The 14,298-nt window shown below is 48.4% G+C and carries 13 protein-coding genes and 1 riboswitch; of the genes, 10 read left to right on the top strand and 3 right to left on the bottom strand.

The window, feature by feature from the left end; translation table 11 throughout:
- The first annotated feature begins 30 nt into the window (after positions 1–30).
- Entirely contained in the window at positions 31–1,503 is a 1,473-nt protein-coding gene (locus OL444_RS24285; protein ID WP_264729239.1) for a beta-helix domain-containing protein, read from the top strand.
- Between the two features lie 90 nt (positions 1,504–1,593).
- On the opposite strand, the gene OL444_RS24280 is transcribed toward OL444_RS24285, so the two are convergent.
- A complete protein-coding gene (locus OL444_RS24280; protein ID WP_264729240.1) occupies positions 1,594–2,889 on the bottom strand; it encodes a cobyrinic acid a,c-diamide synthase CobB in 1,296 nt (431 codons plus the stop codon).
- A 66-nt stretch (positions 2,890–2,955) separates the two neighbouring features.
- Here OL444_RS24280 and OL444_RS24275 point away from each other — a divergent pair, with 66 nt between their 5' ends.
- The 7 genes from OL444_RS24275 to OL444_RS24245 all read left to right on the top strand — a co-directional run bounded on the left by OL444_RS24275 (position 2,956) and on the right by OL444_RS24245 (position 8,523).
- Complete coding sequence (locus tag OL444_RS24275; RefSeq protein ID WP_264729241.1) at positions 2,956–4,437, top strand: cobyric acid synthase; 1,482 nt, start codon at positions 2,956–2,958, stop codon at positions 4,435–4,437.
- Positions 4,438–4,481: 44 nt separating this feature from the next.
- On the top strand, positions 4,482–5,504 hold the full coding sequence (locus tag OL444_RS24270; RefSeq protein ID WP_264729242.1) for a pyridoxal phosphate-dependent aminotransferase: 1,023 nt from the start codon (positions 4,482–4,484) through the stop codon (positions 5,502–5,504).
- 8 nt (positions 5,505–5,512) lie between these two features.
- Positions 5,513–6,442 carry an adenosylcobinamide-phosphate synthase CbiB gene (gene cbiB, locus OL444_RS24265; RefSeq protein ID WP_264729243.1) on the top strand — a complete coding sequence of 310 codons (930 nt, stop codon included), beginning with the start codon at positions 5,513–5,515 and terminating at the stop codon, positions 6,440–6,442.
- A gap of 219 nt (positions 6,443–6,661) precedes the next feature.
- Positions 6,662–7,492: a Rossmann-fold NAD(P)-binding domain-containing protein gene (locus OL444_RS24260; protein ID WP_264729244.1), complete on the top strand. Its 831-nt coding sequence runs from the start codon at positions 6,662–6,664 to the stop codon at positions 7,490–7,492.
- Between the two features lie 252 nt (positions 7,493–7,744).
- The gene (locus tag OL444_RS24255) at positions 7,745–7,963 is read left to right on the top strand and encodes a hypothetical protein (RefSeq protein WP_264729245.1); all 219 of its coding nucleotides are present in this window, start codon (positions 7,745–7,747) and stop codon (positions 7,961–7,963) included.
- A 6-nt stretch (positions 7,964–7,969) separates the two neighbouring features.
- Positions 7,970–8,254 (top strand): DUF6881 domain-containing protein, encoded by a 285-nt coding sequence (locus OL444_RS24250; protein WP_264729246.1) that lies wholly within the window; start codon positions 7,970–7,972, stop codon positions 8,252–8,254.
- A gap of 53 nt (positions 8,255–8,307) precedes the next feature.
- On the top strand, positions 8,308–8,523 hold the full coding sequence (locus OL444_RS24245) for a hypothetical protein (RefSeq protein ID WP_264729247.1): 216 nt from the start codon (positions 8,308–8,310) through the stop codon (positions 8,521–8,523).
- Positions 8,524–8,531: 8 nt separating this feature from the next.
- Here OL444_RS24245 and OL444_RS24240 read toward each other — a convergent pair whose 3' ends face one another.
- Positions 8,532–9,224 (bottom strand): uracil-DNA glycosylase family protein, encoded by a 693-nt coding sequence (locus OL444_RS24240; protein ID WP_264729248.1) that lies wholly within the window; start codon positions 9,222–9,224, stop codon positions 8,532–8,534.
- A gap of 34 nt (positions 9,225–9,258) precedes the next feature.
- Positions 9,259–11,385 (bottom strand): ATP-binding protein, encoded by a 2,127-nt coding sequence (locus OL444_RS24235; RefSeq protein ID WP_264729249.1) that lies wholly within the window; start codon positions 11,383–11,385, stop codon positions 9,259–9,261.
- A 267-nt stretch (positions 11,386–11,652) separates the two neighbouring features.
- Between OL444_RS24235 and OL444_RS24230 the strand changes: the two genes are divergently transcribed.
- Both OL444_RS24230 and OL444_RS24225 read left to right on the top strand, forming a co-directional pair.
- On the top strand, positions 11,653–12,912 hold the full coding sequence (locus OL444_RS24230; RefSeq protein ID WP_264729250.1) for a YdcF family protein: 1,260 nt from the start codon (positions 11,653–11,655) through the stop codon (positions 12,910–12,912).
- 60 nt (positions 12,913–12,972) lie between these two features.
- Complete coding sequence (locus OL444_RS24225) at positions 12,973–13,917, top strand: NAD-dependent epimerase/dehydratase family protein (RefSeq protein WP_264729251.1); 945 nt, start codon at positions 12,973–12,975, stop codon at positions 13,915–13,917.
- 71 nt (positions 13,918–13,988) lie between these two features.
- Positions 13,989–14,103, top strand: a riboswitch (SAM riboswitch).
- Positions 14,104–14,298 lie beyond the last annotated feature (195 nt).

Raw genomic sequence — 14,298 nt, 5'->3', positions numbered from 1 at the left:
TGTCATTCTTTACTATTTAATCTTTATAGCATGAAACCATTTAACCAGTATGTAGCCATGATTTGTATGGCATGTCTGACAGGAGTATTTACTACTTCCTGTCAAAAAGAAAAAGCAACACAGCAGGATACACCTGTGAGTGCTACCAGTATACCCCCTGCTAAAATGGGTGTATTAAGCGGTGTGTTGGGTACGGGCAGAACAGTCCGGGATACCATTCGCCTGACAGCTGGTACTTACCAGTTGCAAGGAGTAGTGTATGTAGATACGCTGGATGTTATCCGGATAGATCCTGGTACCGTATTGAAAGGGATTCCAAGTGCTACAGCTTCAGAGCCGGGCGGTACCCTCGTGATTACCCGCGGTGCTAAAATAGAAGCGATCGGCACACAGGTCAAACCGATTATATTTACTTCCGACAGCCCAACGCCTAAGGTGGGAGATATCGGAGGTCTGGTGATTCTCGGCAAAGCATTCACCAACAGATCGGAGAAAAAGATAGAAGGTATTGGTGGGGTGCCTCCTGCGAGCATCTTATATGGTGGCACTAACGATTTTGATAACTCCGGTATATTGAAATATGTGCGGATAGAATATGCCGGGTTTATACTAAGCGCGGATAATGAGCTGAATGGACTTTCATTGGGCGGTGTGGGTAGCGGTACCACCATCGATTATGTAGAAGTATATAAACCGCTGGACGACGGGATTGAGTTCTTTGGTGGCACTGTCAATGCAAACCATCTGGTAGTGGTAAATCCAGCTGATGACGGATTGGATTTTGATGAAGGGTACCATGGTCGTATTCAGTTTGCACTGGTGGTGGAAGATAGTACCCAGGCGAATATCAGCACTTCTCATGGTATTGAGTCAGATGACCATGTGCAGGGAGCGCCGGTGGCCCCCATTACACACCCATTCATTGCCAATCTGACCATTATAGGGTTACCTAACCGTACGTTGGCTACGAAAACCAATTTCCCGCCTTCTTTTGCCGGTAAGTATGGAGTGGCTGCACAATGGAGAAGAAGCAGTGAATTCAGCGTGTATAATTCTGTTTTCCTGGGCTTTGAAAATGGCTTCCTGCTGGATAATACGCTACCAGGTAGCGGTACAGCAACAGGCGCACAGGAAAAATACCGGGATGGTATCTCTATCATTAAAAATAATCTGGTACATGCCTATAATATACCTTTTCACAGCATTAATCCGCTTTATCCTTATACAGGCACCAAACCATATCCGGATGCACCGGATAACAACGTAGGTTATTCCAATGCAGTAAATCCGAATGCGGATATCAGGTTGGTAAATCCTTTCAACCGGGGTGTAGTCGGCTTTTTCCTGCCAAGAACGGGTGTCCCGCCTATAGCGTCGCCTGCGCTGACAGGTGGCTTGCTCGTTGGGTTGCCATCAGGCCTGATCGCTACTACCTACAGGGGCGCATTTGACGGTAATCCTGTTAACAACTGGACTACCGGCTGGACAATCTTTAATTACTAACCACTTCAATATTGAAAACCGGTTTTTTTGCGTGTTACATCGGGATTTATTTCGATGAAATGATAAAGGCTACCGTTTCCGGTGGCCTTTTTATATGCCCAGCAATTTGCGAAGTCCTGCCTCGTGATCGCCAAAATAAAAATGAAGGTAGCTGGCAATAATCCGGTCAGTCCGGAACACGGGTGTATCCTGCACGGCTCCCTGCGCATTTAATACGCGTATGCCCGTTTCCGTTAGGGAAGGGGGAAGCTGATATTGTGAATAGTGAAATTCATGTCCTTTCAGGACTACATCATCCATGATCACCTGACGATAACCGATAGAAAGCTGTTGCTGCCGCATGTCGGTGTGTACCGGCAACAGCCCGGCCATGGGATAGGCGCTGCCATCACTGGCGGTAATGGTTTGTCCGAGGTACATCATGCCACCACATTCGGCAAATATTTTACCCGGGTAGGATTGTAGCTGTGCTAACAGGGAAGTATTAGCGGCTAATGCCGGAAGATGTAGCTCGGGGTAGCCACCGGGAAAATACAGCAGGTCTGCTGCGGGCAGCTGGCTGTCTTGCAAAGGACTGAAATAGGTGATAGTACCGAGCCGGGACAGCGTGCGTATATTTTCCGGATAGATAAAATTAAATGCGGCATCGCGGGCAACGGCAATACGTAAAGAACCCGTGGTAACCGGTACTGCCGGAGGTAAATCGGGCGCAGTGCAGGTGGTGATGGCCAGCAGCTGATCAATGTCGATATGTTTTTCCAGGTGATCCGCAGCGGTATCGAGCAGTGTTTCGAAGAGCGGGTCATCCGGGATATAGAGACCCAGGTGCCGCGAAGGAATACGGATGGCTGGTAGCTCCGGTACATAGCCTAGTGGGGTGAGGCCAATATCAGTGGCTGCTTCGGCCAGTATATGATAATGAGCGGGAGAGGCCACGAAATTGAAAATGACGCCGGCGATCCGGAGGGCAGGATAAAAGTTTTTATAACCGTACAGTAAGGCGGCGGCAGAATAGGCCATGGCACTTGCGTCGACGACCAGTATAACAGGGATGTTGAGCCTGACAGCCAACGCAGCGCTGCTGGCTTCCATTTTATGCGCGCCGTCAAACAGACCCATCACCCCTTCGATAATGCTGACTGCTGCCGTACTGGTGTAATGGGCATAACATGCCAGCAGGTGGCTATCGGACATCATAAAGGCGTCGAGATTGATACTGTTGCGATGTGCCGCCAGGGTATGATGTTTGGGATCCAGATAATCCGGTCCGCATTTGAAGGGCTGTACGGGCAAACCCCGTCGCTGTAAGGATCTTAGCAGGGTAAGCGTAATCGTCGTTTTGCCCGCATTACTATTGGGAGCGGCGATGAGGAACTGTGGTTTCATGGAAGGCAAAGATAAGCGGCGGTATGTTCTTTTAGGAAAGTTAAATATCTTCGTCCCCGCTTAAAGATGGAAAAAAATATGCAATTACTCCGGCCGGTTATGTTTGCAGGAACGGCGTCAGATGTCGGTAAGAGTGTGATCACTGCCGGCTTTTGCCGTATTTTCAAACAGGATGGCTATACGCCGGCGCCGTTTAAGGCGCAGAACATGTCGCTCAACAGTTATGCTACACCGGAGGGGCTGGAAATAGGTCGTGCACAGGCGGTACAGGCAGAAGCTGCCGGCGTACCCTGTCATACCGATATGAACCCGGTGTTGCTGAAACCTACAGATGATAAAAATGCCCAGGTAGTGCTACACGGGAAGCCGGTAGGAAACCAGTCGGCCTGGGAATATTTTATGGAGGATGATAAGCGGGCCTTATTTGACGAAGTAAAACAGGCTTTCAACCGGTTGTCGGCCAATTATAATCCGGTGGTGATGGAAGGTGCCGGTAGCATTGCAGAAATGAATCTCCGGAGCCGGGATATAACGAATATGCGGATTGCCCTGCATGCAGGTGCCGCTGTATACCTGGTAGCGGATATTGATCGGGGAGGCGTTTTCGCCAGTGTATATGGCACGCTGGCCTTGTTGCCGCCGGAAGAAAAAGCGCTGATAAAAGGTATTATCATCAATAAATTCCGGGGAGATATCCGCCTGTTTGAAGAAGGACGTCAGCTGCTGGAATCCCTTACGGGAGTGCCAGTGACGGGGGTATTACCTTACTACCATGATATTTACATTGAGGAAGAAGATTCGCTGGCCCTGTCGTTGAAACACCGGAAGCAGATAGGCGGAAAAGTGAATGTGGCTGTGGTGTTGTTACGGCATATGTCTAACTTTACCGATTTTAATGTGCTGGAGAAAGATGCCCGGTTCAATCTTTTTTATACGGATAATCCGGTGGAAGTAGCGGAGGCGGATATCATTATTATTCCGGGGAGTAAAAATACTATCGCCGATCTGGTGGCCATCAGAAATAACGGTACGGCCCGTGCTATAACGGAGGCGTATAAACGAAATAAAATAGTGATTGGTATCTGTGGTGGTTACCAGATGATGGGACAGGAAATAGCGGATCCGTATGGGGTGGAAGGATTACCCGGGAGTCTGCCGGGCCTGGGCATTTTACCGGTAACGACAGTGCTGACGAAGGAAAAAACAACCCGGCAGCGGAAGTTTTACTACCGCGATGCCGAACGGATCTGTGAAGGATATGAAATTCATATGGGAGAAACCACCTGTGAACATCCCCGGCCGCTGAACCGGCTGGAGGATGGTACGCCGGATGGCTATGCTGCCGGTGCTACTTGTTGGGGAACCTATCTGCATGGTATCCTCGATAATGAAGCAGTGGTCAGCGACCTGCTCGCCGCATGTGGTAAAACCACAACAGAAGAGGAATTCGATTACCGGCGTTTCCGGGAAGAACAATATAACAAACTGGCAACACATATCCGCGAACATTTGGATGTGGCAGCTGTTTATAGGGCACTCAGCGTATAAGGGACGGATGATGGGGACTAAAAGTTGATCCTAAATGTTTTATTATGATTCAGGGACATGGAGATGATGGTTATCTGTATGACCGGCCGGTAGTAGCTGATTTCAGCTCTAATGTATGGCGCGGTGGATTACAGCCGGGGTTACAGCAACACCTGGCAACGAAACTGCCAGGTATCGCGCATTACCCCGATGCCGGCGCTGCAAGGCTGCAAGGGATGCTGGAAACGCAGGCCGGACTCGGAGCTGAAATGGTGATGGTAACGAATGGCGCTACAGAAGCCATTTACCTGGTTGCACAGGCTTTTGCCGGCGCCACTACCACGATTGTAGCACCGGCTTTTGCAGAGTATGCAGATGCAGGAAAGCTGCACCGGCATCAGCTGCAATACCTGCTGTGGGATAAGCTGACAGCGGATACCCGGTTCAGTTCAGACCTGGTTTTTCTCTGTAATCCCAACAATCCTACGGGGCATGCCCTGGAGGAGAGCGCCCTGAAACAACTGATCCAGGGTAACAAACACACTGTGTTTGTTATCGATGAAGCATACATACATTTCACCAGACAGGCAACGTCGCTGTTATCGCATCTGCATCATTATCCCAATGTGCTGGTATTGCGGTCGCTGACTAAAAATGTCTGTATTCCCGGACTGAGACTGGGATACGTTGCCGGGCGGAAATCTTTGCTGGACCGGGTAAGAGCGGGCAGGATGCCGTGGGCCGTAAATAGCCTGGCGCTGGAAGCCGGATATTATATCCTGGAACATCCCGCCGATTTTATCATTCCGCTCGATGAACTGCTGGCAGATACCTACCGGCTATGGGAAAATATCCGTCAGCTACCGGAGTTCAAAGTGTATCCTACCCATACACATTTTCTGTTGTTTGAAACCCTGACGGGTACGGCAGCCCGGCTGAAAGCCTGGTTACTGGAACAGGAAGGCATCCTGATCCGCGATGCTTCCAACTTCTATGGGTTGGAACAAGGGCATTGCAGGGTTGCCTGCCGGCATCCGGCTGATAATGATTTACTCACTTCTGCATTGTATAAATGGACGCTGCATTAAAATTCGTTGTGCCGTTACTGTTAGGTTATACGGCCGACCTGATATTGGGAGATCCCCGTAACTGGCCGCATCCCATAAGAGGTTATGGTTATCTTATTCATACGGGCACCCGCTGGATTAACCGGGGGAAAGGGCGTTTCCTCAAAGGAGCGTTGCTGACCATTTTTTTATGTGTCGGTGTATATACGTTGTTTTACGTATTGCTACAGTGGCTGTGGCAATGGCCCTGGAGCTATTACCTCGTGAGTGCTGTTATTGTCTTTTTTGCATTGGCCAACAAAAGCCTGCTCCGGGAAGGGCAGGAGGTATTTAATATCCTGGAGACAGAGGGTGTAGAGGCGGGTCGTCGCCGGCTGGCATGGATTGTAGGCCGGGATACCTCGCAGCTGTCGCCGGATCAGATCCGGGTAGCCGTGATGGAGTCGATGTCCGAAAACCTGAGTGATGGCGTCATTGCACCACTGTTCTTTTATGCTGTGCTGGGCGTTCCGGGAATGATGCTGTATAAGATGATCAATACCCTGGATTCCATGATTGGTTACCGCAACGAACAGTATTTATATTTTGGGCGCTTCGCCGCCCGCCTGGATGATGTAGCCAATTATGTGCCTGCCCGTATTACGGCACTGCTGATGATACTGGTAGCGCGCAGCGCACGTGCATGGGCTTTTGTGAAAAAGTATGGCCCGGCGCACGCCAGTCCGAATGCCGGTTATCCGGAAGCTGCATTGGCAGGTATCCTGGATTGCCGTTTTGGCGGCCCTAATACCTACCATGGTAAGTTGGTGGAGAAGCCATATATCGGTGAAAATCCCCGCAGTATTACCCATGAAGAATTTAAAACCGTCAGCTGTATCAATCATACGGTTACGCTCCTGATGATCGTGCTGGTATCAGCTGTTTATATTCTGTTATTTGCCTATCCGGGAAAAGGTTGATCCGGCGGGCAGAAAGGAGAGAGCTGGTAAGAAGATGATAAAAGCGGAAAACCATATTTCATTTATACCCGTATCTATAGTAGTTGCCAAAAAGTATGACCTGTTGTTATCGTCATTGTATCCCTGTACGATGGGATTTCACCAACACAGAAAGTTACCGCTGTTTTGTTTCCGGCTTGTCTTTTCAGCGAAAAGACGGGTAAATCATTAATCATTGTTATGCGTAATAAAATTGAAAGAATCAGTATTCTGAGCTGTGGCTGGCTAGGTAAGCCATTGGCGGTACATTTACAGCAGGCCGGGTATCAGGTAAAAGGCGCCAGAACTTCGGCTACAGGTGTAGCAGAGCTGAAAGACCTGGGGCTGGACGGATATGTGGTCCGGCTGGATGAAGAAGTATTGGAAGGGGCTGATGCCTTTTGGGAAGCAGACCTGCTGATTGTAAATATTCCTCCACGTAGCCGCAGGGAAAGAGGTCCGGAAGCGCATGTGGGTGAAATGAAATTGTTACGCAGTTTTATTGAAACAACGGCTATCAGTAAAGTCTTGTTTATCAGCTCTACCTCTGTATATGCCGATATCAATGGGTTGGTAACGGAAGAAAATGAGGAACTCCCGGAAACGCCTAATGGAGAATCTTTGCGGACAGTAGAAAAAATATTGATGGAGTCGGAGGTGTTTGTTACTACAGTATTGCGTTTCGGAGGCCTGATCGGCTACGATCGCCTGCCCACCCAGCAATCCCTGGATACCGGGCGACGTTCCAATGATGTGCCCATGAATGTGATTCACCGGGATGATTGTATCGGCGTGATCGCACAGGTAATTGCCAAAGATGTTTGGGGCGAGATATTTAATGCCTGCGCCAGCGTGCATCCGTTGCGTTACAATTATCTGAAAGCGGCTGCGAAGGCCTTTAACCTCCAGTTACCCAAAAAACTGCAGCCGGAAGAATTGCCCTATAAAATTGTCAGCTCCGCGAAGTTGAAGCGCATGCTGCATTACAACTTTATTTATGACGATCCGTTGTCTGTTTTCAACGGTAGTTAAGCAGTGAGAAGAGGGAAGGATACATTTTTCACTGCGCTCTAACCAACAGCCATTTACCGTACATGTAATTCTATGGGAAAGCAGTCGGAAAAACAGTTAAATTGTATCCTACCTCAAATGCCAACAGAGGTTTTCAAGCAGAAGTATTAAAAACCTAAACCTTATTTCGCCGTGAACCTGCTACCTATCAGCATATTTGCACTTGCAATATGGATATTGTTTGTTTTGTATAGAAAAAACCACCGCAAAAGAATGGCCATGATCATCCCCGTAAGACATGCCAACATTCTGAAAATTAACAGTTACACTTCATTTGGTATTATGGCTACGATCCGTTTCAGAGACGAGCCGGCGCCGGAAATCGGAGAATTGGTACAAAGAGAAGGACATCTGTATAAGATCACAGGTGTGGTAAAAGAAGAAGAAAAACAGGAGGGCGATATCTGGAATTGTAAACTGGAGAAAATCTAGCCCGCTATGGAGTACCTCAAAGTATCGTGGCAGCACCAGTTTGATGATGAACCAGTGGCGCTCTATAGTGAAATCAATGCCTGCCGGCTGGAAAACCGTAAAATAGAGCTATATCCGGATGGCAGCTTCGGCCTGGCCAATACCAGCTTCCATTTTGGCGGTACGGTGCTGTGTGATACCGTCATGCCAATGATGGAAGATATCTGCGACGATACCCAGCTGGTGCCGGAGTTCATTTCCCGGGAAGAATTTGAACTGCTGTGGAACCATTACTACAATTATCTGTCCTGATCACCCCAAATCCGGATGGCCTGCTGTTTGCGGTAATCATTAAAAAAGATCCTATGAACGCTTTTATGATTAAAACATCCGGTGGCCGTTTCTATGTAAAGGCCTGGTCAGCAGACCGCTTCCTGGTTGATGTAAACGGGGAGGAAGTAATATTGGAAAAAGATGAAGACGGATATGTAAGGGCACCGGGAGCCACCCTGGCCGGACACCGACTGAATATGCAGCTGCTCAACCATATTGCCGCGCAGATAACAGCCCATACGATTTAGCCGCGCTATCAGGCATTTGCTGCGAAAGCAGTCAGGTACTTGTCAACGTAATCGGATACTGTTTTGGCCCGGTATTGCATCACAAAACGGGGATGCTCCAGGGGAACAATTTTTTTGAAGAAATGTTCTTTCTCATTTAGAGCCTGTAAAAAGGCGCTGTTTTTACCCGTGCCCATACAATAACATACTTCCCGGCTGATATTCCATTTAAGCTGCTCCCAAAGGCTGGCAACAATGAAGTCGTACGTGGCTTTTGTCAGCGCTTTGCTATCGTAGTAGTTGTAATTGATTTCTTTGCCATCTGCCTGCAGGGCGGTGAACCCCAGCGGACATACCGAGCTGATATAAAACTGCCGGTAAAAAGGCACTACGCCGCCATAGGCAGCTATCACGTCATATACGAACACGGAAGACGGTTCATGGGTTTTAAGCCCGGGGATGATGATCCCGCATTTTTCCGCCATACGTTTGGTATCTGTAAATGGTACACCGGTAGCACCCGAACCCAGCCTGCCGGGATTAATGCCCAGTATCAGCTGCCGGGGCTGCTGATCATTGTAGAATTTTTTGTAGAACTGTGTCATTATTTCCATAATCCCCGGCCCCTCCCGGAAGGGATTCATCATGCGTATGCCATCCGGAAGCGTACCGTCGAAGTGCAGGTGGCTGTTGAAATGTATAATGTGATCAGCAAAAGTCATCCTGCAATTTAAGGGAATTTCAGGCATCAGCTGTCTAATGCGGAATCCCCTCGCTGTTCTGCCGGTGTGCCATTACCTTTTCGAGGATATCTTCTTCCCGGTAAGGTTTCATGATACAATCATTGAGGCCGGAACGCAGGTATAGGGCAATGTCATCTTCCAGTACATTACCGGAAATAGCGATAATAGCCACGGCCGCTTTCTGACGGTCCGGCAGCTGCCGGATTTCGTGGGTGAGCATGATCCCGTCCATGCCCGGTAAATCAATATCGGTGAGGATAATATCGAATGTTTCTGCTTTGAATATCTGTAACGCTTCTTCTGCAGAGGAAACAATCCGGTAGGATGCCTGTAGCCTGTCCAGCATGAATGCGAGTAATTTCTGATTGAGGATACTGTCTTCCACAACTAATAATCTGGTATCTGCCGGTATGGTGGCGGCTGTAGGAGTGTTGCTCACTGGTAATGTAATTTTTTTGGTAGCAGGGGATTGTTGCACCACCTGGTACCGTATATCAAAATAAAAAGTGGACCCTCTGCCCGGTAAGCTCTCTACCCGGATGTTGCCCTGATGCAGGTCGATGATTTTCCTGGAGATGTGTAATCCCAGGCCACTTCCTTTGTGGAAGCCCTGATCGCCCTGCGCAAAAGGATCGAATATTAATGGTAGCTCCGTGGGGGAAATGCCTACGCCGGTATCTTTCACACTCACCTGTAACTGGTTGCCGTCACGCACGTGTGCCGTGATGGTGACAGTACCTTTATGCGTGAATTTGATAGCGTTGGCGACCAGGTTGATGACTACCTGTTTTAGCCGGAAAGCATCCCCAATAACCTGCAAGGTAGTAGGAAAATAGATATTGCACACCAATGTCAGGGATTTCATATCTGCCTGGATACGCAAACTATTGCAAACTTCTTCAATGGCTGTACGGGGTGAAAACTTGTCCTGGCGCAGGATAGGACGGTCTGTTTCCATGCGGGTATAGTCCAGTACATTGTTGACAACAGACAATAACATTTCTGCAGAGTGGCGTATAGCCGATACCGTTTCGCCTTGCTGTTCTGCTTCCAGCATGCTGGCATATCCCAGCAGCGATTGCACCGGGGTCCGGATTTCATGGCTCATGGTAGCTACAAAGTCACTTTTCTGCCGGGCAAATTTTTCTGCCTGCTGTTTGGCCCGGAAAAGGGCCAGGTCATAGCGGTACAACCGGAAAATGCCATAGATGATAATGCCGGCCAGCAACAGGATGAGCGGCACTTCCCAGATACTATGCTGGTCAATGCTGTTGAGAGAATGGTCGATATCGCGGCTGAGTTCCCAGCGTTTTTTATCGGTTTCGTCCAGCATGCTTTGTTTGATCCCGGCCAGCATGTGTTCCAGCTCCGTAAACAACCGCTGATTGGCGATGATCAGCGCATATTCTTTCCGGTTCAGATTCGCGTGGCCGCTGGCGGTTTCGCGGATAAACCGCTGATAGGCTTCCTGGATTTGCTGCAGCTGCGCCTTGTTCATGGCTTGTACGGTTTGCTCGGAGGGCTTACCGTATTTTATAATCTGCGTTTGCTGCGGATTGTTTTTCGGGGTTTTATTGCTGATGGCATCTTTCAGGCGACCGAACAGTTTTTTTTGTTTAACCGGGGTGGGGGCCGCCATAATGATGGTATCGGCCGGCCGTTGCCGGGTAACCACAATATTGCTGAGTTGTGGCCCGGGCGCCATCGCGGTGGTATCCCATTGCAACGACAGGTGCAGCAAGGAGTCGATGTATTGTTTGCCGCGGATAAACAACTGCGTTTTTTCTGCCTTATCGGCCATCAGATTTTGCAGCTGCTGCTGCGAAGTTTCTTTACCTACTGCCGTGTCTACATGCGCAGCAATGGCTTTCAACTGATGTATATAGGTGTTGAGATACTGTTTATCGTAAGTGAGGGTATATAACCGGAAATTATTATCTGCTGCATACAACAGCTGTACGGCCCGATCAATATGACCTGCATCTGTTTTAATGGTCACCAGGTGTTTAACGACTGTACTCAGTTGTTCTGAAGCCCGCTTTCTCAGAAAAATGATCATGAAAAATGTCATGAGGATAATGACCATTGATATCAGAGCGGCATAACGCACAAAGGTTTTTCTTTCGTAGATCTTAGACATTGTCACACGTAATTGGAATGTTGGCTGTTCTCGGTTGCGTTTGCTACCGCGTTTGACTGGAGTGAAATTAAGTGATTTGCACTTTAATTCGGACGTGTTAACAAATTGATTAACAATGTGAAAACGATCTATAGGTATGTATTTTGGAATAAGTCAGATATACATAACAGTTATAAATGTATTATGAGAAATTTAAATTTTTTGAAGGATAAAAGATTGAAAAAAGGTTTTTGTAATTTGTTTTTTGAAATCATTTATAATTCATTGATGTATAGTCTGAAGAAGTATATCGTCCTGGGAGCCTTACTATTCCTGTATTTGCCCTATGTAGCAGGTCAATCGGCCACACCGGACCGGCATTATAAATTTTTAAACAGCCGGCATGTTTTACAGGATAAAAACTTTTACCTGTTTACTTTACTGGAACAGCTGCCGGCCGTGAAAAAGGCTGTGGCAGCGGATACTACGCTGAAACGGATAGGAGAGCAATACCGGCAACGTATATCCGGGGCCGTTACCGGAGCGGAAGTGAGCTCCCTCACCAGCCCGTTTGTATTTTCCCCGCAGGTGCAGCATCAGGTAACGGAAAGTTTCGCTCGTTTATGGCTTACACATCCGGCGGAAATGAAAGCACTGCTGCAGCAAATGCGGAGCAGTGGCTTGTTTCAGCTGTATGCCGGCTTTACGGATGAAGCCTTACTGGCCCGGGCATGTGAAGATGCCGGGAAAGGCGTCAGCTATATCATCAATGCCTATACGACAAACGAGGGCTTCCGTTATCCTAAAATAGATTCGGCTGCCTGGTATGTAAAAGCACCGGCTTATAAACAGGCCGTAGCCCAGTTGCTGCAGCAGCTGAAAAAAGACAACCGTTCGCAGCAGCTCTTCTTCCGTCCTTCGCTGGACCTGGCACTGGGCCTGTTGCTGCTGAATAAACATGATGAAGCGGCACGTTATGAACCTTTAATGGCGACTAACCAGGAAGCCTACACGCACCTGAAAAGCATCGACTGGAATAAATATACCTATTCGGCCCTCCTGATTTTAGGCGCCGGCCCATCGGATAACGCACCTATCAGCGAAGCCTGCAAGAACCGCTGCCGGATGGGCGCTGATATGTTCCGGAAAGGTATGGCGCCGGGCATCATAGTATCCGGCGGACATGTACATCCCTTTGGTACGCCTTATGCAGAAGCGGTGGAAATGAAGAAATACCTGGTCAATGAGCTGAAAGTACCGGCTGCTGCCGTTATCCTGGAGCCTTATGCACGACATACCACTACCAATGTGCGGAATGCCGCCCGCATCGCGTGGCGCAGCGGTATACCGGTTGATAAAAGAATGATGTGCGTGTCAGATGCCCTGCATCTCAGCTATGTGACCAGCCGGATGTTTGAACAACGCAGCCAGGAAGAACTGGGCTACCTGCCGGCGGCAGACATCCAACAAGGTGAATTGTTTTTCATCAGCTTTGTGCCGGATATCCGCTGTTTACAGGCCGATGCCCGCGATCCGCTCGATCCTTGATAAAGTATACAATATCGGCTGGTTTGTTTCGTCTTCACTTCGGGTAACAATTGTCGTATTATGTTTGAGTCAATCCAACAACCCCTGTATACCATCCTTGGAGCTGGTGGTATTATTGCAAATGAACTGGCACAGGAGCTGGTGAAAAATGGTAAACGGGTACGTCTTGTCAGCCGCACGCCTAAAGCCATCGCCGGTATCACCGATCTGGTGGCAGCAGATATTACCGACTATGCTCAAATGAAAAAAGCCGTTGCCGGCAGCGCAGTCGTATTCCTCACTGCCGGTCTTAAATACGATAAGAAAGTGTGGACTACCACCTGGCCGGTGATCATGACCAACGTCATCAATGCCTGTAAGGAGGCCAATGCCCGGCTGATCTTTTTTGATAACGTATATTCCTATGGGTTAGTCAAAGGTCCCATGAAAGAAGATACGCCTTATCATCCGGTCAGCAAAAAAGGGGAGATCCGGGCCGCCATTGCCACCCGCCTGATGGAAGAAACAAAAGCCGGTAACCTGACTGCGATGATTGCCCGTTCGGCCGACTTCTACGGCCCCGGCGCGGAGAAAACAGGCTTCCTGAATTTACTGATCATCGAAAAATTCAAAAAAGGGAGTACCGCCATGTGGTTGGGGAAAGATGATGTTACGCACAGCTATACCTTTACACCGGATGCCGGAAAAGGTTTGTACCTGCTGGCGCAGGATGATAACGCCTGGAACCAGGTATGGCACCTGCCTACTGCCAACCCGGCGCCGGATGGCAGAGGATATATACAAATGATTGCACAGCAGATGGGAGTAGCTCCTAAATATAATAAACTGGGAGGCTTTATGTTGTCGGTGGCCGGCCTTTTTGATACCACCATCCGGGAACTGAAAGAAATGCTGTACCAGAATAATGAACCTTATATCTTCAACTCCACCAAGTTTGAACAACATTTCGGGATACAACCGGTTTCCTACGAAGAAGGCATCCGTTTAACCCTGGAAAAACAATAGTCTACTAAATTTGTAGGAAAATAATTTGGTAATTAAATTTTCTGTTCTATCTTTGCGTCAGTTCTTTAAATAGCTTATCAAGAAAGGAGGAGGGAAATGGCCCGACGATACCTTAGCAACCTTCATCACGCAAGTGATGAAAGGTGCTGCATCCATCCTGATCAACAGATTCAGGAAAGATAAGTCAGATCAAAAGTTTTATATTAGCTTATTATCAACATAATTAAAACTCATCTGGCTCCCGGATGAGTTTTTTTGTGCCCGGTGATACCGGGCCGATAACTCACCTGCTGTCGCAGCACTATGCCCCGCTTTTCTGATAGGCTCCATTTACCGGACAATGTTTAATCAAATTTTCATCAAACTAAAAATCCAACAAAG

It is taken from the genome of Chitinophaga nivalis, assembly GCF_025989125.1.
Taxonomy (GTDB): Bacteria; Bacteroidota; Bacteroidia; order Chitinophagales; family Chitinophagaceae; genus Chitinophaga; species Chitinophaga nivalis.
Note: the sequence above shows the minus strand (reverse complement) of the source record. Positions and strands in the feature narration are given on the sequence as shown.

What these genes read in the sequence shown, in the direction of transcription:
- OL444_RS24285 (WP_264729239.1), top strand. Translation starts at nt 31, where the DNA reads ATGAAACCATTTAACCAGTATGTAGCCATGATTTGTATGGCATGTCTG.
- OL444_RS24280 (WP_264729240.1), bottom strand. Translation starts at nt 2,889, where the DNA reads ATGAAACCACAGTTCCTCATCGCCGCTCCCAATAGTAATGCGGGCAAA.
- OL444_RS24275 (WP_264729241.1), top strand. Translation starts at nt 2,956, where the DNA reads ATGGAAAAAAATATGCAATTACTCCGGCCGGTTATGTTTGCAGGAACG.
- OL444_RS24270 (WP_264729242.1), top strand. Translation starts at nt 4,482, where the DNA reads ATGATTCAGGGACATGGAGATGATGGTTATCTGTATGACCGGCCGGTA.
- OL444_RS24260 (WP_264729244.1), top strand. Translation starts at nt 6,662, where the DNA reads ATGCGTAATAAAATTGAAAGAATCAGTATTCTGAGCTGTGGCTGGCTA.
- OL444_RS24255 (WP_264729245.1), top strand. Translation starts at nt 7,745, where the DNA reads ATGGCCATGATCATCCCCGTAAGACATGCCAACATTCTGAAAATTAAC.
- OL444_RS24250 (WP_264729246.1), top strand. Translation starts at nt 7,970, where the DNA reads ATGGAGTACCTCAAAGTATCGTGGCAGCACCAGTTTGATGATGAACCA.
- OL444_RS24245 (WP_264729247.1), top strand. Translation starts at nt 8,308, where the DNA reads ATGAACGCTTTTATGATTAAAACATCCGGTGGCCGTTTCTATGTAAAG.
- OL444_RS24240 (WP_264729248.1), bottom strand. Translation starts at nt 9,224, where the DNA reads ATGACTTTTGCTGATCACATTATACATTTCAACAGCCACCTGCACTTC.
- OL444_RS24235 (WP_264729249.1), bottom strand. Translation starts at nt 11,385, where the DNA reads ATGTCTAAGATCTACGAAAGAAAAACCTTTGTGCGTTATGCCGCTCTG.
- OL444_RS24230 (WP_264729250.1), top strand. Translation starts at nt 11,653, where the DNA reads ATGTATAGTCTGAAGAAGTATATCGTCCTGGGAGCCTTACTATTCCTG.
- OL444_RS24225 (WP_264729251.1), top strand. Translation starts at nt 12,973, where the DNA reads ATGTTTGAGTCAATCCAACAACCCCTGTATACCATCCTTGGAGCTGGT.